This window comes from Halomonas llamarensis, assembly GCF_023555005.1.
In the GTDB taxonomy this organism is placed as follows: Bacteria; Pseudomonadota; Gammaproteobacteria; order Pseudomonadales; family Halomonadaceae; genus Vreelandella; species Vreelandella llamarensis.
This window is the reverse complement of sequence record NZ_JAMJPJ010000001.1, coordinates 238,706-258,329: the sequence shown is the minus strand read 5'-3', so window position 1 is coordinate 258,329 and position 19,624 is coordinate 238,706. Positions and strand designations below refer to the sequence as shown.

17 protein-coding genes are annotated in these 19,624 nt (G+C 55.1%); 10 read left to right on the top strand and 7 right to left on the bottom strand.

Features of this window, described 5'->3' with window-relative positions:
• Window positions 1-4: 4 nt before the first annotated feature.
• The 4 genes from M8006_RS01175 to M8006_RS01160 all read right to left on the bottom strand — a co-directional run bounded on the left by M8006_RS01175 (window position 5) and on the right by M8006_RS01160 (window position 5,029).
• Window positions 5-2,950, bottom strand: a complete 2,946-nt coding sequence (locus tag M8006_RS01175) for an AAA family ATPase (RefSeq protein ID WP_250079201.1) — start codon at window positions 2,948-2,950, stop codon at window positions 5-7.
• On the bottom strand, window positions 2,947-4,218 hold the full coding sequence (locus M8006_RS01170; protein ID WP_250079199.1) for an exonuclease SbcCD subunit D: 1,272 nt from the start codon (window positions 4,216-4,218) through the stop codon (window positions 2,947-2,949). The genes M8006_RS01175 and M8006_RS01170 overlap by 4 nt, the downstream gene beginning before the upstream one ends.
• Before the next feature lie 266 nt (window positions 4,219-4,484).
• A complete protein-coding gene (locus M8006_RS01165; RefSeq protein WP_250079198.1) occupies window positions 4,485-4,733 on the bottom strand; it encodes a hypothetical protein in 249 nt (82 codons plus the stop codon).
• Entirely contained in the window at window positions 4,730-5,029 is a 300-nt protein-coding gene (locus M8006_RS01160) for a nucleotidyltransferase domain-containing protein (protein ID WP_250079196.1), read from the bottom strand. The genes M8006_RS01165 and M8006_RS01160 overlap by 4 nt, the downstream gene beginning before the upstream one ends.
• Before the next feature lie 220 nt (window positions 5,030-5,249).
• On the opposite strand from M8006_RS01160, the gene M8006_RS01155 reads away from it, so the two are divergent.
• From M8006_RS01155 to M8006_RS01145, 4 genes are all read left to right on the top strand, one after another.
• Entirely contained in the window at window positions 5,250-5,843 is a 594-nt protein-coding gene (locus M8006_RS01155; protein WP_250079194.1) for a hypothetical protein, read from the top strand.
• 294 nt (window positions 5,844-6,137) lie between these two features.
• Window positions 6,138-6,590, top strand: a complete 453-nt coding sequence (locus M8006_RS01150) for a hypothetical protein (protein WP_250079191.1) — start codon at window positions 6,138-6,140, stop codon at window positions 6,588-6,590.
• A 373-nt stretch (window positions 6,591-6,963) separates the two neighbouring features.
• Entirely contained in the window at window positions 6,964-7,104 is a 141-nt protein-coding gene (locus tag M8006_RS18110; protein ID WP_284046877.1) for a type II toxin-antitoxin system RelE/ParE family toxin, read from the top strand.
• A 16-nt stretch (window positions 7,105-7,120) separates the two neighbouring features.
• Window positions 7,121-7,408 (top strand): helix-turn-helix domain-containing protein, encoded by a 288-nt coding sequence (locus M8006_RS01145; protein ID WP_250079188.1) that lies wholly within the window; start codon window positions 7,121-7,123, stop codon window positions 7,406-7,408.
• 140 nt (window positions 7,409-7,548) lie between these two features.
• On the opposite strand, the gene M8006_RS01140 is transcribed toward M8006_RS01145, so the two are convergent.
• Window positions 7,549-7,935, bottom strand: coding sequence for a hypothetical protein (locus M8006_RS01140; RefSeq protein WP_250079186.1), 387 nt, complete (start codon window positions 7,933-7,935; stop codon window positions 7,549-7,551).
• 59 nt (window positions 7,936-7,994) lie between these two features.
• Window positions 7,995-8,582, bottom strand: a complete 588-nt coding sequence (locus M8006_RS01135) for a cell division protein ZipA C-terminal FtsZ-binding domain-containing protein (RefSeq protein ID WP_250079185.1) — start codon at window positions 8,580-8,582, stop codon at window positions 7,995-7,997.
• A 220-nt stretch (window positions 8,583-8,802) separates the two neighbouring features.
• Between M8006_RS01135 and M8006_RS01130 the strand changes: the two genes are divergently transcribed.
• The 4 genes from M8006_RS01130 to M8006_RS01115 all read left to right on the top strand — a co-directional run bounded on the left by M8006_RS01130 (window position 8,803) and on the right by M8006_RS01115 (window position 14,857).
• Window positions 8,803-10,485, top strand: coding sequence for a flagellin N-terminal helical domain-containing protein (locus M8006_RS01130; protein ID WP_250079183.1), 1,683 nt, complete (start codon window positions 8,803-8,805; stop codon window positions 10,483-10,485).
• Window positions 10,486-10,608: 123 nt separating this feature from the next.
• Entirely contained in the window at window positions 10,609-13,470 is a 2,862-nt protein-coding gene (locus tag M8006_RS01125; RefSeq protein WP_250079181.1) for an O-linked N-acetylglucosamine transferase, SPINDLY family protein, read from the top strand.
• A gap of 8 nt (window positions 13,471-13,478) precedes the next feature.
• Window positions 13,479-14,036, top strand: coding sequence for an acyltransferase (locus tag M8006_RS01120; protein WP_250079179.1), 558 nt, complete (start codon window positions 13,479-13,481; stop codon window positions 14,034-14,036).
• Window positions 14,033-14,857, top strand: a complete 825-nt coding sequence (locus M8006_RS01115; protein ID WP_250079177.1) for a hypothetical protein — start codon at window positions 14,033-14,035, stop codon at window positions 14,855-14,857. Before M8006_RS01120 ends, M8006_RS01115 begins: the two co-directional genes overlap by 4 nt.
• Before the next feature lie 52 nt (window positions 14,858-14,909).
• Here M8006_RS01115 and M8006_RS01110 read toward each other — a convergent pair whose 3' ends face one another.
• Window positions 14,910-16,637: an SLC13 family permease gene (locus M8006_RS01110; RefSeq protein ID WP_250079174.1), complete on the bottom strand. Its 1,728-nt coding sequence runs from the start codon at window positions 16,635-16,637 to the stop codon at window positions 14,910-14,912.
• A gap of 107 nt (window positions 16,638-16,744) precedes the next feature.
• On the opposite strand from M8006_RS01110, the gene cysD reads away from it, so the two are divergent.
• Window positions 16,745-17,677, top strand: a complete 933-nt coding sequence (gene cysD / locus M8006_RS01105) for a sulfate adenylyltransferase subunit CysD (protein WP_284046876.1) — start codon at window positions 16,745-16,747, stop codon at window positions 17,675-17,677.
• Complete coding sequence (cysN, locus tag M8006_RS01100; protein WP_250079169.1) at window positions 17,677-19,581, top strand: sulfate adenylyltransferase subunit CysN; 1,905 nt, start codon at window positions 17,677-17,679, stop codon at window positions 19,579-19,581. The genes cysD and cysN overlap by 1 nt, the downstream gene beginning before the upstream one ends.
• The last annotated feature ends 43 nt before the right edge of the window (window positions 19,582-19,624 follow it).

Here is a 19,624-nt window from a genome sequence, read left to right as displayed (position 1 = left end):
GACGTTAAGCACTCACCAGCCGTGCCTGGCTGGTGCCGTTGCCGAGCGGTTCGATTTGGATTTGCACCGGGATGCGTTCGTGCATTTCTTGTACGTGGGAAATCACCCCGACGCGGCGGCCAAGCGCTTGCAGGCCGTCGAGCGCGTCCATCGCCAGCGCTAGCGATTGCGGGTCGAGGCTGCCAAAGCCTTCATCGATAAACAGCGACTCAATCACCAGCTCCCCTGAGGCCATCGACGCAAGCCCGAGCGCCAGCGCCAACGACACCAAAAACGTCTCGCCGCCCGAAAGCGAATGCACCGAGCGGCGTTCATCGGCCATGTCCAAGTCCTCCACTAGCAGGCCAAGCTCGCTGCCGCCGCGTACCAGCCGGTAACGGCGGCTGAGCCCGGTAAGGTGCGCGTTGGCGTGCTCCAGTAGCTGCTCCAGGTTGTAGGCTTGCGCGATGCGCCGAAACGCCTTGCCGTCGGCGGAGCCAATCAGCTCGCTAATTTGCCCCCAGCGGCGGTATTCGGCGCGGGCGGTGTCGAGCTCGGCCTGGCCGGCTTGCTGGCGCTCGCGTTTGCGCTCGTCATCGCGCAGGGCGTGGGCGGCCTCATCGCGCGCGCGCTGGGCCTCTTCTAGCCGTGGCGTTAGCGCTTGCTGTTCGGCGTTGAGCGCGTCAAGGCTTGGGCTGAGCTCGGCCGCCGTGACGCTGGCTGTCGGCCCTTTTTCGCGCTCAAGCTGGGCCTGGTCGTTTTTGAGTTGGGTTAACCGCTCGGCGGCGGTGTTGGCCCGCTCGTCTAACTGCAGCATCGTTTGCGCGGCCGCGTGCTGCTGTTCGCTAGCGGTGTCGCGCGCTTGCTGCGCGTGGGTGACCGCTTTATCCAGCTGCTGCTGCCAGGCATCGGGGCTTGCGTGGTCACCAAGCAGGCTCGCCAGCTGTTGTTGACAGGTATCCCGCCGTGCGCGAAGCGGCGGCAGCTGCGTCTCAAGCGTCTGTAACTGTTGCTCGGCGCTGTTCTTTTCGGTTTCCAGCCGCGCAAGCGCCAAGGCGTCATCGCGCAGGGCGTTTTCCAGCGGGGCCAGGGCGTCTTCGGCCTCAGCCAGCTGGGTAAGCGCTTGCTCGTGGCGTTTGCGCGTGGCGCTGCTTGCTTGGTGCTGCGCCTGCAGCCAGCTTTCGCGCTTATCGATCTCGCCGTTGGAAAGCTCAACGCTGGCAAGCTCGCTGTAGAGCGGGTGCGCCGTGAGCGCTTGGTCGGCGGCGTCGCGCTGCTGTCGCGTGTGCTCAAGCTCAAGGGTGTGCTGCTTGAGCGCGGCGTCCACGGCGCGGTACTCGCTGACAAGCGCATCGCGGTGCTCGCGGGCCGTGTCCAGCGCCTGTTGGGCCTCTTGCAGCTGGTGGGCTTCGTCGGCTTCTTGCGCGGCCAGCTGGGCGGCTTCCGGCGTGGCGGGCGGGTGATGGCGAAACGGGTGCTCAAGCCCACCGCACACCGGGCAGGGCTCGCCTTCCTGTAGGGCGGCGCGAAGGGTGGCGACGCTATCGCTACGCACGGCGCGGGCGCGCTCCACAAACGCGCTGACGCTATCGAAATGGCGCTGTGCGTCGTCGAGTTGCTGGCGCGCCGTTTTGCCCGCGTTCAGCAATTGTTCGCGCTGGGTTTGCGCCTGCTCACTCTGCGTGCTGAGGCGCCGATGGGCCTGCTCTGCGTGGGTAAACGCTTGCCAGCGGTCGGTCAGTTTCTCCAGCGCCAACAGGCGGTTGGCGGCCTGGTCTAGTGCCTCGCGAGTGGCGCGGCGGGCGTGATCCAGGTGTGGCGTCTCGCCAAGCAGCGTTTTCAGTGTGGCCTGCCACGCCTCAAGCTCGCGCTGATGGGCGTGTTGCGCTTGCTGGGCTTTGTGGAAATCGTCGGTGAGCGTGGCGACAAGGCGTTGCTGCTTACGCTGTGCGTCTTGCTGCTCGCGTAGTTGCTCTTCGACACTGGCAAGCGTCAGCGCCTGCTGACGCGCTTGGTTCAACGCCGGGGTGGCGGTCTTGCGGGCTTCGTGGGCGCGAGTGAGTGCGGTGTCTGCCTTTTGCAGCGTGCTTGCGGCTTCGGCGTGCTCGGCGCGGGCGCGCTCTTGGGTGCGGCGCGTTTCCTCCAGCGTGGCGGTAAGGCGCGCCGCTTCGGTGGCGATCTCGATCTGGCGGGTGAGGGCCTGGCGCTTGTCAGCGAGAGCGTTAAGCGCTTGCTGGCTTGCGTGGGCGTTACGTTCAAGCTCGGCACGGGTGTCGGCATTGGCGGGCACGTCGTCGGCAAGCCGCGTTTGTAACGCTTCGACCGCGCGCTTGGCAGTGCTTGCGCGGCGGTAAGCCGCTTTGGAAATATGCGAGTACTCGGCGGTGCCGGTCAGGCGCTCTAACAGGTCGCTGCGGGCGTTGTCGTCGGCGGTGAGAAACGCCGCGAACTCGCTTTGGGCGAGCAGCACCGCGCGGGTGAACTGGTCAAAGTTTAGCCCCAAACGCTCAACGAGCAGGCGGTCAAATTCGCGCTTCTGCGTGGCCAGCAAGCGATCTGCATCAAGGTCGCGCAGCGATTGCTCCACCGCCTGTAGACGCCCGCTGGCTTTTTCGCGAGCGCGGCGCACGAACCAGCGGGCGCGGTAGCGGCGGCCATCGCGGCCGAGAAAATCCACCTCGGCGTAACCGCTGGCGGTGCCACGGCGCAGCAGGGTGCGGGCATCGCTGGTGGTCAGCGTCGATGCCGGGGTGTCGTCGATCTGGCTATCACGATTCGGCGCTTGGCGCAGCCTCGGCGTGCTGCCGTAAAGCGCCAGGCACAGCGCATCCAGCAGCGTGCTTTTGCCCGCCCCGGTGGGGCCGGTAATCGCAAAAAGCCCCGCCTCCGCCAGCGGCGCGGCGGTAAAGTCGAGTTCCAGCGGGCCGGGCAGGGAGGCCAGGTTTTCCAGGCGTAGGGCGAGAATTTTCACACGCGGCTCTCCTGGGTCTCGTCGCTATCGTCGGCGTCGAGCACCTCTTGGTGCAGGCGGTCGAAATCGGCGAGCACTTCCTCGTCCGGCGGCGCGCCCCAGCGCCCTTCCCAGGTTTTCGCGAACAGCTGGCGCGGGCCTAAGGTTGCCAGGCTGACCGGCGTGGCAGTGGCTTTTTCGGCCACGTTGGGCAGGCGACGCTCTAATCGCAGCAGGCGCAGCGCGCGGCCCTCCAGGGCGGCATCGATTCGGGCGCGCAAATCAGGCAGCGGGGCGTCGAGCATCACGCGTACCTCAAGCCAAGGCCAGAGTTCTCTTGGCTGCGCTGGGTCGTCGTCTAAGGCGTTAAGCTGGGTGAGTACATCGTCAAGCGGCGCAGGGCCGATACGGTGCATGGCCACCGGGCGCGGCACCGGGATGGCTTCGGTGTCGGCGAGCGTTTCGCCGTCAAGCGTGACGACCACCACTTGGTGCGGGTAGTTAACCTCACTGAAATCCAGCGGCAAGGGGCTGCCGCTATAGCGGATGCGCGGCTCGCCCACTTGCTGGGCGCGGTGCAGGTGGCCAAGGGCCACGTAGGCGATCTCCGGCGGAAAAAGCGCGGCGGAAATCGACTCCTCGCCGCCGATCACAATCGGGCGCTCGCTCGCTTCTGACACCGCCGCGCCGTGCAGGTGAGCGTGGCTCATCGCCACTAGCGCCTGGCCGGGTGCGCACGTAGCTTTCGCCGCGTCGATCAGCTCACGATGCACCCGCGTGATACCGCTCACGTAGTCGTTATCGGCGGGCTCGTGCGCCTCGTTTGGCTGGGCAACGCCGGTGACTTCCGCCGGGCGCAAAAAAGGCAGTGCCAGGCACCAGGCGCGGGTGTCGCCGGTGGCATCGGTCAGCGGCACCAGCAGGCGCTTGGCATCCAGGTGGCCGTCATCCTGCCAGTTTACTCGGCCTAACGCGTGGGCGCGCAGGCGCTTCATCAACGGCGCGGGCAGTTCAATGCGGTTGCCGCTGTCGTGGTTACCGGCGATCAGCACGATATCAAGGCTCGGCAGCCGCTCGTGGGCGCTGACGATAAAATCATAAAACAACGCCTGGGCGCGCAATGACGGGTTCACCACATCGAAAATATCCCCCGCCACCAGCAGCGCATCCGGCTCGCGCTCGGTGAGGGTGTCCAGCAGCCAGGTAAGAAAAGCACGGTGCTCGGCGTGGCGCTCCTGGCCGTGAAAACGCTGGCCTAAGTGCCAATCCGCGGTGTGAAGCAGCTGCATGGGTGTCCTTTCCCTCTTAACGGGGTCGCATTTTCGAAAAGTGCGTATACGATACCCATGATGTCAATACCGTGCACGCCCCATTTCGCTCGATAAATCGGGCTCCCACCCGCACGGCCCGTGCTGTAGGGGCGCTATTTATGGCGCGAATGTCTCCCGCTGCCTCGTTTTTCAGCTCGGGCTGCTGAAGGAGGCGTATTGGTGCCGTGCTCACTCATGAGGTAGCAAAAGGCGTGTTTGGTTCTCTTAGCAAGGCTTTTTAAGATTCACCTAGCGCGCGTAAAAAGGGCGGGAAGCCACTTATCGCCTAGTGTGTCCTGCAAGCGGCAAAAACGGCTGGAAAATGCCTCAATCTTGAGAGCAAGCGCTGGGTTTTGCTCAAGATTAATCACCGTTTCTAGCGTTAAAGGCGGGCTAAATACTTGGTTATCGGCATAGTCGAGATGCTTAATCTCTTTCTCAACCACTCGTGCCAAAAACAATAACCTCGCTTGAGTATCAGCTGCGAGTTTCACAACGGCACTCCTTGCTCCTGAGCGACACGATGAATGGCGGTTTTTTGCAAATTAGGGGCGCTTAGCACAATATCGATTTTTCGTTCGCCGAGCTTAAGAATAAGCGCTGTCTGAACCTTCGCGACGCCCCAAGCGGGTTTTTCCACCGGATGTGGCACCGTTACCATCAAATCGATATCACCGCCTTTTGCTGTATCATCCACCCGGGAGCCAAAGAGCGTGACGTACGCTTCTGGGCCGAATATGTCTTTGACAGCACGTTTGATGACATGAATATCTGTGTTTTGTAGGCGCATAATGATGCTCACGCTCCAAATGGCTAGCGGTGAGTATACGATACCTCTTTCTCAATTACGCGCATGCCCCATTTCGCCCGATAAATCGGGCTACCACAAGCACGGTTTAACTTGTGGGAGCGCAATTCATTGCGCGAATGCCGTTCGGTCTGAACTTGCCTCGTGCCACCGCACGCATGATACTACCCCCATTGGCATAAACAGATAGCAAGAGGCCGTTATGGCGTTAGCTGATAGCGATATCGAGTACATCAAGGCGCATCTTGGGGAATGGTTAGCCGAGCAGAGCTTGGGTAAGCCTCCTGCCGTTTATGAGATTGAGCTACGCGAACGCATGGTGCGTGTAGAAGATGAGCTAAGGCACCAGCGCGAACTGATGCAGCAAGGCTTCCAACTCATGGAGAAGCGCTTTGAGCAGGTCGATAAGCGTTTTGAAGCCATGCGTGAGGATATGGACAAGCGCTTCGAGCAGATTGACAAGCGCTTTGAGCAGGTCGATAAGCGTTTTGAAGCCATGCGTGAGGATATGGGCAAGCGCTTCGAGCAGATTGACAAGCGCTTTGAGCAGGTCGATAAGCGTTTTGAAGCCATGCGTGACGATATGGACAAGCGCTTTGCGCAGGTCGATAAGCGCTTTGAAGCCATGCGTGACGATATGGACAAGCGCTTTGCGCAAATAGACAAACGTTTTGACAAGCAGGACGAGCGCTTTGAAGCTGTGCTCAAGCGCCAGGACAAACAGTTCTACTGGCTACTCGGTTTTATTGCCACCTCGCTAGGGTTAACCCTCACCGCGCTACGTTTTATGGGGTAGACCCTCAGTTGTCCCGTTCGGTCTAGCTTGTCGAAGGCCGTCCCTTCCAACATCCCTTCGCCCGATAAATCGGGCTCCCACCAGTACGGCTCAAGTGGTGGGAGCGCAATTCATTGCGCGAATGTTCTTCGCACTGAGCCACCCACGTTCGGTCTGAGCTTGTCGAAGACCGTCCCTCGACAGGCTCGGGATAAACGGGGTTGAGGGCTCAGGGATGAGCGGGGTGAGCTTGCCTCGTGCCACCGCACGCATGATACTACCCCCATTGACATAAACAGATAGCAAGAGGCCGTTATGGCGTTAGCTGATAGCGATATCGAGTACATCAAGGCGCATCTTGGGGAATGGTTAGCCGAGCAGAGCTTGGGTAAACCTCCTGCCGTTTATGAGATTGAGCTACGTGAACGCATGGTGCGTGTAGAAGATGAGCTAAGACACCAGCGCGAACTGATGCAGCAAGGCTTCCAACTCATGGAGAAGCGCTTTGAGCAAGTCGATAAGCGTTTTGAGCAGGTCGATAAGCGCTTTGAGCAAGTCGATAAGCGTTTTGAGCAGGTCGATAAGCGTTTTGAGCAAGTCGATAAGCGTTTTGAAACCATGCGTGAAGATATGAACAAGCGCTTTGACAAGCAGGACGAGCGTTTTGAAGCCGTGCTCAAGCGCCAGGACCAACAGTTTTACTGGCTGCTCGGTTTTATTGCTACCTCGCTAGGGTTAACGCTCGCTGCGCTACGTTTTATGGGGTAGACCCTCAGTTGTCCCGTTCGGTCTAGCTTGTCGAAGGCCGCCCCTTCCAACATCCCTTCGCCCGATAAATCGGGCTCCCACAAGCACGGCCCGGTGTGTAGGAGCGCAATTCATTGCGCGAATGTTCTTCGCACTGAGCCACCCCCGTTCGGTCTGAGCTTGTCGAAGACTGTCCCTCGACAGGCTCAGGATGAGCGGGTTTAGTGGCTCGAAGTGAGCGGGGGTAGGCGCACCATGCGTTGCGCGAACTCAGTGGTGCGTTTCAACTTCCTCAATTTCTGGGCGAAATATGACGTCAGGCTTGTGATCTTGCTAACCTTCACTCACTATATCTTAATTGATATAGATACTAAGGAGTCCTCCTGTCGAACCGATGCGGCATTTGCTTCGTGTGTTCTACGTCGCTAATCGTGAGGATGCGATGTATGTGTTGCACTGTTTTCAAAAAAAGTCACAGAAAACGTCGAAAAAAGACATAGAGCTAGGAAAGCAGCGCTACAAAGACTTACCCTGACAGCGAGGTGATAACCATGATGACCAAGTTTGAAAGTGTCTGGGATGCTATTGAAGATACCCCGGAGCAGGCCGCTAAAATGCGCCTACGTTCTGCCCTTATGCGCCAGGTAAGCGATGTGGTTAATGGTTGGGATGTCCCCCAGGTTAAAGCCGCGAAGCGACTGAACATCACACAGCCACGCCTGAACGACTTGATACGCGGAAAAATCCACAAATTTAGCCTGGATGCGCTAGTCGAAATCGCTGAATCCGCACACCTCCATGTTGAGCTCAGCGTGACAAATGAAGGTGAAGTAGCTTAACGAAGCGGATAATAAAGGCAGGCGCCATAAACACCCCTTCGCCCGATAAATCGACCTCCCACCCGCACGGCCCGTGTTGTAGGAGCGCCATTCATTGCGCGAATGCTGTTCGGCACTGAGCTTGTCGAAGTGTGAATCCCCTAAAACGGCACTTTCCGCCGTCCGGTTTGAAACTCCACTACCTTGCGGTAAATCTCTTTTGCGCGCTCTATCGCGTCTTGCTCCATTTCATCTGGCTCGACCGTGCGGTTGCCGCTTATCCCCCCGGTGCGCAGCAGTTCCTTCACATCCGGCCGATGGCCCTCTAAAAGGTGCTCTAGGTTGGTGTGTATCGACTGCAATTCCAGTGTGAAATCTCGGCGTTGCTCTAGCCGCTTAGTTAAATCTTTGTGGTCGGTGGCGCCGTCAATCAGCGTGGCGAGGGTTTTGGTCACCAGCTTCTGCGCCCGGTCCAACCGCGGGATGATGATAAATACCACGTCATACAGCTGAATGGGGGATTCATAGTGTGGGTAGGGGCTACTCATAAGGCATGGATCATAAGACGCAGGACGCTATCGTGAGAGGGACAACCAACGCGCGCATTCTACTCGCCCTCGCGACGCATTTCAGTAAGCGTGGCGTCGGTGATGGGTTCGCGCTTGGCGTCAAGAATCTGCCCGCCCAGCGCGGCGAGTTCGTGGGTGAAGGCGATTAAATCATCCGGGCTGCGCGAGACCTTACGCGCGTTCAAGAAGCGGATCAAAATGGAAACGCCCTGCACCGGCGCGTGCTCGCCCTCTTGGTGTAGCGGCGGAAGCTTCCCCGGCGAGGTGGCGCTGGCGACCATCAGCGGGTAGCCCTTTGGCCCCGGTGGCAGGTGAAAGGCACCCAGCTCCGCTTCATAAAAGGCGTTTTTCTCCCTGAGCATCTCGCCCAGCGCCGTATTGATGGCCTGGCTTGGCGCATCAAACACCACAAACAGGCACTGTTCCGTACGTTTTTTGCTTTTGGCGGGCTTAGTTGGCGCGGAGGGTGTGGGCTCAACTGGCTGAGCGGTGGTTTCTTCCGGCATGGTAGGTGGCGCTTGCTCACGGCGCGGCTTTATCACCACCCGGTAAAACAGCACCAGAGTGATAAGCCCGAATACAATCGCGGCGCCGGCCAGCAGTATGGGGAGTTGTGTGGATAACATAGGTGTTACCTATCGCGTTTGGAGATAGCTACAGTGTACGCGCCACCCGCGCGGCAGCAAGTGAGGATGAGAAACCTCACCGCCTGTTACCAAGAATTACATTATTTTTTGCGACAAAGCCTAAAGGTTTCCCCGCCTGCGCCGTAATCATTAATAACGGCACACAATGTGGCCGAAAAGCGGGCCTTCTAGGCCAGTGTCAACGTAAAGGAGAATCACCATGTCAGTGATCAATACCAACATCACCTCGATGATCGGCCAGAACAACCTGAGCAAGTCTCAGAATGACTTGCAAACCTCCATGGAGCGTCTGTCTTCAGGCCTGCGTATCAACAGTGCCAAGGATGACGCGGCGGGTCAGGCAATCGCCAACCGTTTTACTTCACAGATCACCGGCTTGGGCCAGGCGCAGCGTAACGCCAACGATGGTATCTCCATCGCCCAAACGGCTGAAGGTGGTTTAAACCAAGTCAACGACAACCTGCAGCGTGTGCGTGAACTGACCGTACAGGCCTCCAACGGCACCAACAGCCAATCGGATCTGGAATCAATCCAGAACGAAATCAACCAGCGCATGTCAGAAATTGATCGTATCTCCAAGGAAACCGACTTCAACGGCACAAAAGTGTTAGCAGAAAATGGTGACCTGAGCATTCAAGTGGGTGCTGACGATGGTCAGACCATCAGCGTCGGTTTGCAGCAGATAACTTCCCAGACTTTGGGCTTGGATGGCTTCAACGTTGATGGCAGCGGTGAAACACAAAACCGCGGCGCTACTGTGACTGACCTGATTGCTGCCGGTGGTGCAACAAATGGTGGAGACAATACTTACCGTGTTACCACCACCTTCGATTCTGCATCACTTGAGCAAATCCTTGGTGAAATAGAGAACGGCGATACCGTTACTACGGCTGTAGGGAGTGCAACAGACGAAACAGCATATACGTTCGACGCTGCGAGTGGTGACTTCACCTATACCGATACGGTCGCAGCTGCTGATGTTGACGATCTCGCTGCTGCAAACACGCCTGCCAGTGGTACCGCTTCTGGTACTTATGAGTTCACTTCTGGCTCTGTCGCCAACTTTGAGGTGTCTTCAACCGGCAACATTACCATTGGTGGCGAGGCAGCGTACCTATCTGCTAGTAACGAGTTGACCACCAACACTACTGCTGGTGGCGGGACTCAAGCCACACTTGAAGATGTATTAAATGCAGGCACTGATGCTGATGCCGCCGTAACTATTGGTGGCACTACTTATAGTGGTGACGGCACTGATCTGACATTCACGAATACCGCTTCTCAAGGAGATGTGCTGGCAGCCGCAGATGGCACTAACACTAATGTGGATATGTCTAGCGGTCTGACCTCAGCCACTATTGCATTCGATAATGCGGGAGACACGACAGATGCATTTGTTGATTTCAATGATGAAGTGACCACTCAGCAAACATTCGTAACAGACTATTCCGTCAACCCGGAAACGGGTGAAGTCACGGTGTTGGCCAACTATGAAAATGACGGCACTACTGAGTACGATGGTCAATATGCCCTTGATGTAGGTGAGACCGCCAATGTTAGTGCCGAAGGTCGACTGACGACAGACGAAACCAGCGCTGGTGAGCGCACCGAAGATCCGCTGGCGGCATTGGACAGCGCCTTGGCTCAGGTTGATGGTTTGCGATCTGACTTGGGTGCCATTCAGAACCGCTTCGAATCCGCCATCACTAACCTGCAGACCAACGAAACCAACCTTTCTGCGGCTCGTTCACGCATCGAAGATGCTGACTACGCCTCTGAAGTGGCCAACATGACCCGTGCGCAGATCTTGCAACAAGCAGGCACTTCTGTACTGGCCCAAGCCAACCAGATCCCGCAGAACGTACTGTCACTGTTGGGCTAATTTATTTGATTGCGTAACCGCTTTTAGATAACACAAGCGGGGGCCAGCGGCTCCCGCTTTTTGCATTATTTTTGGCGCTGGTTTACTTTGAACGGCCTCATCGCCTTTGACGTTGGATTCGATATGTGTGCATCTCCTCTCTCAGAAAAAAATGCTAACCGTTTAACAAAAATGTTAAGCAAGAAAAACTTTCAAAAGGTGCTGGAAAACGTTAGCAGCCTTGAGTCCACACACTCCGAATCTGCGGATCTATTTAAGGTAAAAGGCACTGCTCTTCTAGAAACAGGAAAAATAAAAGAAGCAATAAGCGCATTGGAAAAGTCACTCACCTTAGCGCCGGAAGATTCAGAGGTGCTTTACAATCTAGGAGTTGCTTACTATCGCAATGGTGATGTGGCTGCTGGAATAAAGGAAATAGATAAATCGCTTTCCAAACGCCCCGAGGACGCCAAAGCCTTATGTGCAATTTCCAAGATGCTGATTGACGGTGGGTACTTTAAAAAGGCGTTGGAGTACTTGGGAAAAGCAGAAAAGCTTAAAAAAATGCAGAATTCAGTGTTGATACTCCAGGCAGACGCCCTCTCTAAAGCAACAAAACTAAGTGATGCATTAGAAGTTTATAAGAAAATCGAAAAACAATACCCAAATGACTTAGGTAGTATTAATAACCTTGGTAATACTTACCGCATGTTAGGTCAGTTTGATAAGGCCGACTCAATATTTTCCAAGCTAATTAAAAAAGACCCAAAAAGGTCATCTTCATTTTCAAGTTATTTCTTCTCTAAGCATTATAACCCTAAGTATAGTGCAGAAAGCTTTTTTGAAGATGCCAGCAACTGGGATCTTCAATATGCTCCCAAGAAAGTTGAGCGAAAAAAAGCAATAGATACTAATCCACAGAGGCGTTTGCGTATTGGTGTGTTGTCATCTGGTCTACGCATTCATCCTGTCGGCAACATGATTACATCTATTTTAGAAAATCTTCCTGAAAGTGAATTTGAACTTATTGCCTATTCACTTAGCCATATCAATGATAAGCGTGCTCAGCGGCTTAAAAAGTGTTTCGATGAATGGAATGCTGTCATTCACTTAAGTGACGAAGATCTTGCGGAAAGACTCCGACAAGATGATATAGATATTTTATTCGACATGTGTGGTCACTCAGAAGGTCAGCGACTGTTAGCTATTGCTGAAGAGCCAGCACCTCTTATCATTAAGTGGGTAGGAGGGTTGATTAATACAACAGGGCCCAGCGCGATTGATTACTTGCTAAGTGATAGCGTGGAAACTCCAGAAGGGGTAGATGATTACTATATCGAAAAATTGATTCGTATGCCGGATGATTATATTTGTTATCTTCCTGCCGAAAAAATCCCCCCTGTTCGGGCGTTACCTGCACAAAAAAACGGTTATATAACTTTGGGTTGCTTTAATAACCCCTCGAAACTCAATGCAGAGATCATTGCACATTGGGCAGAGGTTATGCATCAACTGCCTAACAGTAAGCTTTTCTTGAAAGGTAGCCAGTATGAAGGCGAAGATTTTTTAGAACAGACGAGAAAGCAGTTTTCAATTCATGGCATTGAAGCTGAGCGCTTGATTATGGAAGCTTTTTCACCCCACTTCTTTCTTCTTGATGCCTACAACCAAGTGGACATAGCGCTTGACCCTTGGCCTTATTCAGGTGGTTTAACTACATGTGAAGCTCTACTGATGGGAGTGCCGGTGGTGACCATGCCAGGACCGACCTTCGCAGGTCGCCATAGCGCGACTCACTTAGTGAATGCGGGCCTACCGGAACTGGTCGCTAAAAGCTGGGAAGAGTACCGCCAGCGGGTTCTTGAGTTAGCTAAAGATTTGGAAAGCCTAACAGTAATTCGCAAAGGTTTGCGCAAGCAACTTCTCGCTTCACCGGTATGCGATGCTCCACGCTTTGCCAAACATTTCTCTATTGCCATGCGTGCGATCTGGGAGCGCTACTGTGAAGGCCAGGCACCTGAAGCGCTCACCTTCAATAAAGAAGGCGATCTGTGGTTTGAAGATGACAAGCAGCTGCTAGATATTCAGGTAGATACAACACCGCGCATAAGCAAAGCAAAAGGTAGCCAATCACAAGAGGCCGGTTTCTCCTGGCAGCTGCAGGGCAAGCTCATTGGCATCGACAACGGCGCCACCCTGGTTAAACAGCCTGCCGTGCAACAGATGCTAGAACTAAAAAGCCTGGAGCTTATCGCCTTCGATCCTGCAGGGGAGCTCAACAGCGCCACGGCCAACAATACTGAAGGCTTGCACCATTACCCCGGCGCCCTGCTCGGCAATGGCGAGCCGGCCACTCTCTATGCCACGCTTGACCCGGTGCATACCGCCACCCTCAAGCCGCTGGAAGATACCAGTAAGGTGCTGACCAAGCTGCCGGTATCGTCCCTTCCGCTGGATGGCATTGACGGTCTGCCATCGCTTGACTGGCTGGTGCTAGATGCTAGGCACGATGCCAGTTCCATTCTTGAACACGGCTCTCGGTCACTGAAAGACGCGCTGCTGCTGGATGTCACCGTTGCCTTCCAGCCCACCCACGAGCACCAGTCAAGCCTCGCTGAGTTGCAGCACTGGGCCAGCCGCAATGGTTTCCGCTTTTACCGGCTCAATAGCCCTCAGCACATCAGTCACTTGCCGAAGAGCGTGCCGACAGAAAAATGCCAAGCTACCGAATTGCAAAGCGCTGATGCGCTATTCCTGCCTAACCATGAGCGCCAGGCCCAGCTGACGGATAACCAGCGCACCAAACTCGCGTTCCTGCTGCATACGGTGTACGGCATTAAGGATATGGCGTATGGATTACTGAAGGAGATAGATGAGGAGAAGGCGGAGGGGTATTTGGCTGGAGAAGGGCTTCTCAAAAAGCCATCGCCAAAAGCACACCAGGAAATTCCAAACGACATTGATGATGATACAATTTCGGGTGCGCTCGATAAATTAATGCAGTGAGAAAAAATATGCTACCTATTCAAAATAAATCACCAGGAAATATTAAAAAAAACAAACCAGCAGCTGGCAAACCTGGTGATAGTGATTTCTTAGCTATTCTACGCACAGCAAAAAATAAAGAGTTAGAAGCATTTGCAAAGCTATTAATGCCTCACATTTCTAACCTGGAACTTCGCCAACCTAGAATATGGGGAGACCGCTCTCGATTGCATTTGGAAAAAGCGACAATTCCTATAAATGATCTCTTGGTAAATACTAGGTCGGGCCATGTTACTATCAAGGAGGATTGTTTTTTTGGCCATCGCTGCATGCTTTTGACAGGCACCCATGACTACAAAGAAATAGGTATGAAGCGTTTAAAAGCCGTGCCCGATAGTGGGCGGGATATTACGTTGGAGCGTGGTGTCTGGCTCGGCTCTGATGTAACAGTATTAGGGCCTGTTCATATTGGAGAGAATGCGGTTGTAGCTGCCGGCAGTTTGGTCACTGAGGACGTACCTGAAAACACTATTGTAGCAGGCCGCCCAGCAAAGCCTGTCAAGAAAATTGACGGAAGCGAAATATGATTAAAAACGATAAAAACATCATCTTCACCATCACGCATGGCCGTACTGGCACAACCATGCTAACTGAAGTTTTTAAAATATTTGACGACACTCGAAGCGAGCACGAGCCCGAACCAAACTATGCAAATGTGCTACCATACGTTAAAGAAAACCCTCGTTATGCTATTGAGTTCTTAGAGAAAAAGATAAAGGCAGTTAATGCCATAAAAGAAAAAAATTATGTTGAAACAAGCAATGTTTTCGGTAAAGGTTTTTTTATACCGTTAATAAGAATGGGTTTTTACCCTAATTTAATTTTTTTAAATCGCGATTTTAGAAAAGTAGCTGAGAGCCTTTTTAAAAGGGGTAGCTTCCCTATGCGCACAAAAATGGGTCAGCATTTTTCAGCAGACCCTTCATTTCCTGGCACTCTTCCTATTTTTCAACCTGAAGCTTTAACAGACTATCAAATATGCTTCTGGGGTGTGCTCGACTCTTTCTGGCGTCAAATACGTGCTGCAGAGATATATGATGAGGAAGGTTGTAAATATGTATGGGCTTCTGCAAGTGATTTTAATGATTTTGATAAAACTGTCGAAATGGGTGAGTATTTAGGACTTTCTATAAAAAATAAAGAAGAATCTAGATTAATGCATGAGAAAAAAGCGTCTGTCCATCATAATCCAAACAGAAGTTCTTCTCGTGCGGAAGAAGTAAGTATAAGGTTTGACGAGGAAGAAAGGGAGGTTATCGATAGAATTGCTTTTTATGAGCCATTTTTTGTAAATAAAGTAATAAATTCTTCGTATTTTGACAAAAACCTAGCAAAGAAATTAATGTAGAAAACGGTTTTATAATTTGGTTTCAGCTCAAATAAGGCACGACTAAGCGTGGTTATCCAAACGGAAACATCCAAGGCGTAAGCACCAACACTCCGACACTGTACACAAGGCTCACCGGCCAGCCAAGGCGCCAGATATCCTTCAAGCGATACTGGCCGGTGGAGTACACCATTAGGTGTGTCTGGTAGCCAAACGGCAGCAGAAAGCAGGCACTGGCGCCGTAGGCGACGGCCAGCATAAACGGCGCTGGGTCGGCGCCAAAACTCTGTGCCGTGGCCCATGCCACGGGGAAGCTAAGCGCCGCCGCAGCGTTGTTGGTCACGGTTTCGGTGAGTAGCCAGGTGAGTAGGTAGCAACCGACGAAGGCAGCATACACACCATAGCCGCTAAACAGGGCTTGTACGCCGTGAGTGATGATCTCCGCGCCGCCGCTTTGGCTAAGCCCGTGCGCAATGGCTAGCGCTGAGCCAGTGGTCAACCATAGCGTAAATGGAAAGCGCCGACGCAGTTCGGCGAGTTGTAGCGTGCCGCTGAGCAATAAGGCGCCTAGCAAGAGTAATAAGCCGTGAAGGAGCGGCAGCACTTGCGTGGCAGCGGCTATCAACGTGAGCGCGAAGCCGCCCACCGCCAGAAGGTTCTGCCAACGGCCCAGCGAGGGCCGCTGTAGGCTGTCATCCAGCAGGTAAAAGTTGCGGGTAATGTTGTGGTGCTGGTGAAAGTCCGGCCCGATGGCAATCAGCAGACAATCCCCGGCTTTCAGCGGGATGCGCCCTAGCTGGCCTTTTAACCGCTGGTTACCGCGCCGAATAGCCACAACACCTGCATCAAAACGGCTGCGGAAGTCGACGTTTTGCAGCGTCTGATGAATCAAAGGAGAGTCGTGGGAGAGCACCACTTCCACTAGGTTATCAGTCAGCAGTTGGTTGGCTGAGTGGCCAAACAACGCGAGGCCGGGAAAGCGCTGCAGCGCGTGCAGTTTGCTGATATCGCCGGTAAACGCCAACGTATCGCTGGCTTGCAATGGCATATCCGGTCCCACGGGGGTGATCAGTCGGCCCTCGCGCTCGATTTCGAGCAAGTAAAGGCCTTCAAGCTGGCGCAGGCCATTCGCTTCGATGCTGTGGCCGATCATCGGTGAGTCAGGCGTTACCTGCGCGGCGGCAAAGTAGTGCAGCGCGGCCTCATTAAAAGGGGCTGCGTGGTGGGGTAGGCCGCGCGCCTGCCAAATGAGCATGCCCAGGCTTAGCAGCGCCACCGGAACGCCCACCCAGCTAAATTGAAACAACGAAAACTCTACACCCGTCGCCTCAACGGCAAAGGAGTTCACCACCAGATTGGTGGAGGTGCCCACAAGCGTTGTGATCCCGCCCAGCACGGCGGCGAAGGAAAGCGGCAATAGCAAACGCGATGGGGCAAAGTGCGGTTGCTTGGCCACTGCGCTCATCAACCCAGCGACAACGGCGGTGTTGTTAAAAAACGCGGAAAGCACGGCGCTGGCCCCCACCAGTTTTGCGGTGGCGTGGCGTTCGCTGCCGTGCATTAAGCGCTTCGATAATGTGGTCAGCCACGGGGAGCGCTCCAATGCTTGAGAGACCATTAACAGCACGAGCAATGTGACCAGCGCGGGGTTGGTGTAGGCGTTTAGTAGCTGTGGCGTTTCCACCCAGCCTGCTAGCGCATAAAGCACGGCGATGCTGGTAAACGCCACTGCCGGGGCAACGCGCCCGCTAAGCAGTATCGCCAGTAGGCCAAAAAGAGAGAGGAGCGCTAGCCAAGCCATACAGCGTGTGCCTTTTGTCAAACGTCAGGGTGAGCGGCGGGTATGAGCCACTGTAGTGTTCGTGGCACTATAACAAAATCATTTTATGGATATAGCACGCGGCGCTAATGCCGCCGGGCGAGGCAAAAGGGCAGCGCATGCACACATTGACTCATCTACAGCGGCTTGAGGCCGAAAGCATCCAGATCATGCGGGAAGTAGTCGCCGAGACCGACAACCCGGTGATGCTCTACTCCGTGGGGAAAGACTCCGCCGTGATGCTGCACTTGGCCCGTAAGGCGTTTGCGCCCTCGCCACCGCCGTTCCCGCTGTTGCATGTGGATACGCGCTGGAAGTTTCGGGCGATGTACGAATTTCGCGACAAAATGGCCGAAGAGATCGGCATGGACCTGCTGGTGCACATCAACCCAGAGGGCGTGGAAAAGGACATTAACCCCTTCACCCACGGCTCGGCGATCCACACCGATGTGATGAAGACCGAAGGTTTGAAGCAGGCACTGGATAAGTACGGCTTTGATGCCGCCTTTGGCGGGGCGCGCCGTGATGAAGAAAAATCCCGTGCCAAGGAGCGGATATTCTCGTTTCGTACCGCACAGCACCGCTGGGACCCGAAAAATCAGCGCCCGGAATTATGGAAGCTGTTCAATACGCGCAAGCACAAAGGCGAGTCGATCCGGGTATTCCCGATCTCCAACTGGACCGAGCTGGATATTTGGCAGTACATCTACCTGCAGAATATTCCCATCGTGCCGCTTTACTACGCCGCCGAGCGCCCGGTGGTCGAGCGCGACGGCGCTTTGATCATGGTCGATGACGCGCGCATGCCGCTGGAAAAAGGCGAAGTGCCCATGATGCGTAAAGTGCGTTTCCGCACGCTGGGGTGCTACCCGCTGACCGGGGCGATTGAGTCCGAGGCCGATACGCTGCCCGCGATTATTCAAGAAATGCTGCTAACGCATACATCAGAACGCCAGGGGCGCGTGATTGACCACGACAGCGCGGCTTCCATGGAGAAGAAAAAGCAAGAGGGGTACTTCTAATGGCGCATTCATCGGACCTTATCGGCGCAGATATTGAACAGTACCTCAAAGCCCACGAGCATAAAGGGCTTTTACGCTTTATCACCTGTGGCAGCGTGGATGACGGCAAAAGTACGCTCATTGGTCGGCTGCTGTTTGAGTCCAAACTGCTGTTTGAAGACCAACTCGCTGCCATTGAAGCGGACTCCAAGAAATACGGCACCCAGGGCGGCGAGATGGACTTTGCCCTGCTGGTGGACGGCCTAGCCGCTGAGCGCGAGCAGGGCATCACCATTGACGTGGCGTACCGGTTCTTCTCCACTGATAAGCGCAAGTTCATCGTCGCTGACACCCCAGGCCACGAGCAGTACACCCGCAACATGGTCACCGGCGCTTCCACTGCCGACGCCGCCATTTTGATGGTCGATGCCCGCTACGGCATCTTGACCCAAACACGACGTCACAGTTTTTTGATGGCGTTGATGGGCTTGCGCCATGTGGTGGTCGCAATCAACAAAATGGATCTGGTCGACTACTCCAAGGTGCGCTTTGACGAGATCGTCGAGGAGTACCGCGCCTTCGCCAAACAGCTGGGCCTGGAGAACATTACCTTTATCCCCATGTCGGCGCTGAAGGGCGATAACGTCATCGAGCATGGTGTGAACATGCCGTGGTACCACGGCACCACCTTGATGGGGTACCTGGAAACCGTCGAGATCGACGATGACCGCTTGCAGCGCGCGCCCTTCCGCATGCCGGTGCAGTGGGTCAACCGCCCGAACCTCGATTTCCGCGGCTTTACTGGCATGGTTTCCAGCGGCACGGTTAAACCCGGTGACGCCATTCGCGTGCAGCCCTCCGGCAAAGCCAACCAAGTGGCGCGCATCTATACGTTTGATGGCGACCTTGACGAGGCGGTGGCGGGGCAGTCGATCACCCTTCTGCTCGAAGACGAAATCGATATCTCCCGCGGGGATGTAATCTCGGGGGTGGAGCAACCAGCGCATACGGCGGATCAGTTTGAGACCACGCTGGTGTGGATGGATGAGCAGCCGCTACTGCCTGGGCGACCCTACCTGATGAAGCTCGGTACCCAGACGGTGACGGCCACAGTTACGGACATCAAGTACCAGGTGAACGTCAATACGCTTGAGCATACCGCCGCTAAGCAACTCGATCTCAACGCCATTGGTATCTGTACGCTAAGCGTGAACAGAGCAGTGGCGTTTGACGCTTACAAAGATAACCAGGATACCGGCGGTTTTATCCTCATCGACCGGATGACGAATAACACCGTGGGCGCGGGGATGCTGCACTTTGCCCTGCGCCGCAGCCAGAATATTCACATGCAGCACGTGGATATCGACAAACAAGCGCGCGCCGAAGCGAAAACGCAAAAGCCCGCCGTGCTATGGTTTACCGGGCTCTCCGGGGCAGGCAAATCGACCATTGCCAATCTGGTGGAGCAAAAGCTCTTCGCCCAAGGGCAGCACACCTATTTGCTTGATGGCGATAACGTGCGCCACGGCTTGAACCGTGATCTCGGCTTTACCGATGCCGATCGCGTCGAGAATATCCGCCGCGTGGGTGAGGTCGCCAAGTTGATGGTGGACGCGGGGTTGATCGTGCTCTCGGCGTTTATCTCGCCGTTTCGCAGTGAGCGCCAGGTGGCGCGTGACTTGGTAGGCGAAGGTGAGTTCATCGAAGTCTTTGTCGACGCGCCGCTAGACGTAGCCGAAGCGCGTGACCCCAAAGGGCTGTATAAGAAAGCCCGCCGAGGTGAGCTAAAGAATTTCACCGGCATCGACTCCGCCTATGAAGACCCCGAAACACCGGAAGTGCATCTCAAGACCGCTACCAGCAGCCCGGAAGCGGCGGCAGACGCCGTGATCGCCGCGCTTCGTGAGCGTGGGTTGATCAACTGAACAGGATTCGCCCGGTAAATCGGGCTCCCACCACTGAGTTACC

Bases quoted from the DNA above. Each gene is read 5' to 3' on its own strand.
- M8006_RS01170 (WP_250079199.1), bottom strand. From the start codon at position 4,218: ATGCAGCTGCTTCACACCGCGGATTGGCACTTAGGCCAGCGTTTTCAC.
- M8006_RS01160 (WP_250079196.1), bottom strand. From the start codon at position 5,029: ATGCGCCTACAAAACACAGATATTCATGTCATCAAACGTGCTGTCAAA.
- M8006_RS01155 (WP_250079194.1), top strand. From the start codon at position 5,250: ATGGCGTTAGCTGATAGCGATATCGAGTACATCAAGGCGCATCTTGGG.
- M8006_RS01150 (WP_250079191.1), top strand. From the start codon at position 6,138: ATGGCGTTAGCTGATAGCGATATCGAGTACATCAAGGCGCATCTTGGG.
- M8006_RS18110 (WP_284046877.1), top strand. From the start codon at position 6,964: ATGCGGCATTTGCTTCGTGTGTTCTACGTCGCTAATCGTGAGGATGCG.
- M8006_RS01145 (WP_250079188.1), top strand. From the start codon at position 7,121: ATGATGACCAAGTTTGAAAGTGTCTGGGATGCTATTGAAGATACCCCG.
- M8006_RS01140 (WP_250079186.1), bottom strand. From the start codon at position 7,935: ATGAGTAGCCCCTACCCACACTATGAATCCCCCATTCAGCTGTATGAC.
- M8006_RS01135 (WP_250079185.1), bottom strand. From the start codon at position 8,582: ATGTTATCCACACAACTCCCCATACTGCTGGCCGGCGCCGCGATTGTA.
- M8006_RS01130 (WP_250079183.1), top strand. From the start codon at position 8,803: ATGTCAGTGATCAATACCAACATCACCTCGATGATCGGCCAGAACAAC.
- M8006_RS01125 (WP_250079181.1), top strand. From the start codon at position 10,609: ATGTGTGCATCTCCTCTCTCAGAAAAAAATGCTAACCGTTTAACAAAA.
- M8006_RS01120 (WP_250079179.1), top strand. From the start codon at position 13,479: ATGCTACCTATTCAAAATAAATCACCAGGAAATATTAAAAAAAACAAA.
- M8006_RS01115 (WP_250079177.1), top strand. From the start codon at position 14,033: ATGATTAAAAACGATAAAAACATCATCTTCACCATCACGCATGGCCGT.
- M8006_RS01110 (WP_250079174.1), bottom strand. From the start codon at position 16,637: ATGGCTTGGCTAGCGCTCCTCTCTCTTTTTGGCCTACTGGCGATACTG.
- cysD (WP_284046876.1), top strand. From the start codon at position 16,745: ATGCCGCCGGGCGAGGCAAAAGGGCAGCGCATGCACACATTGACTCAT.
- cysN (WP_250079169.1), top strand. From the start codon at position 17,677: ATGGCGCATTCATCGGACCTTATCGGCGCAGATATTGAACAGTACCTC.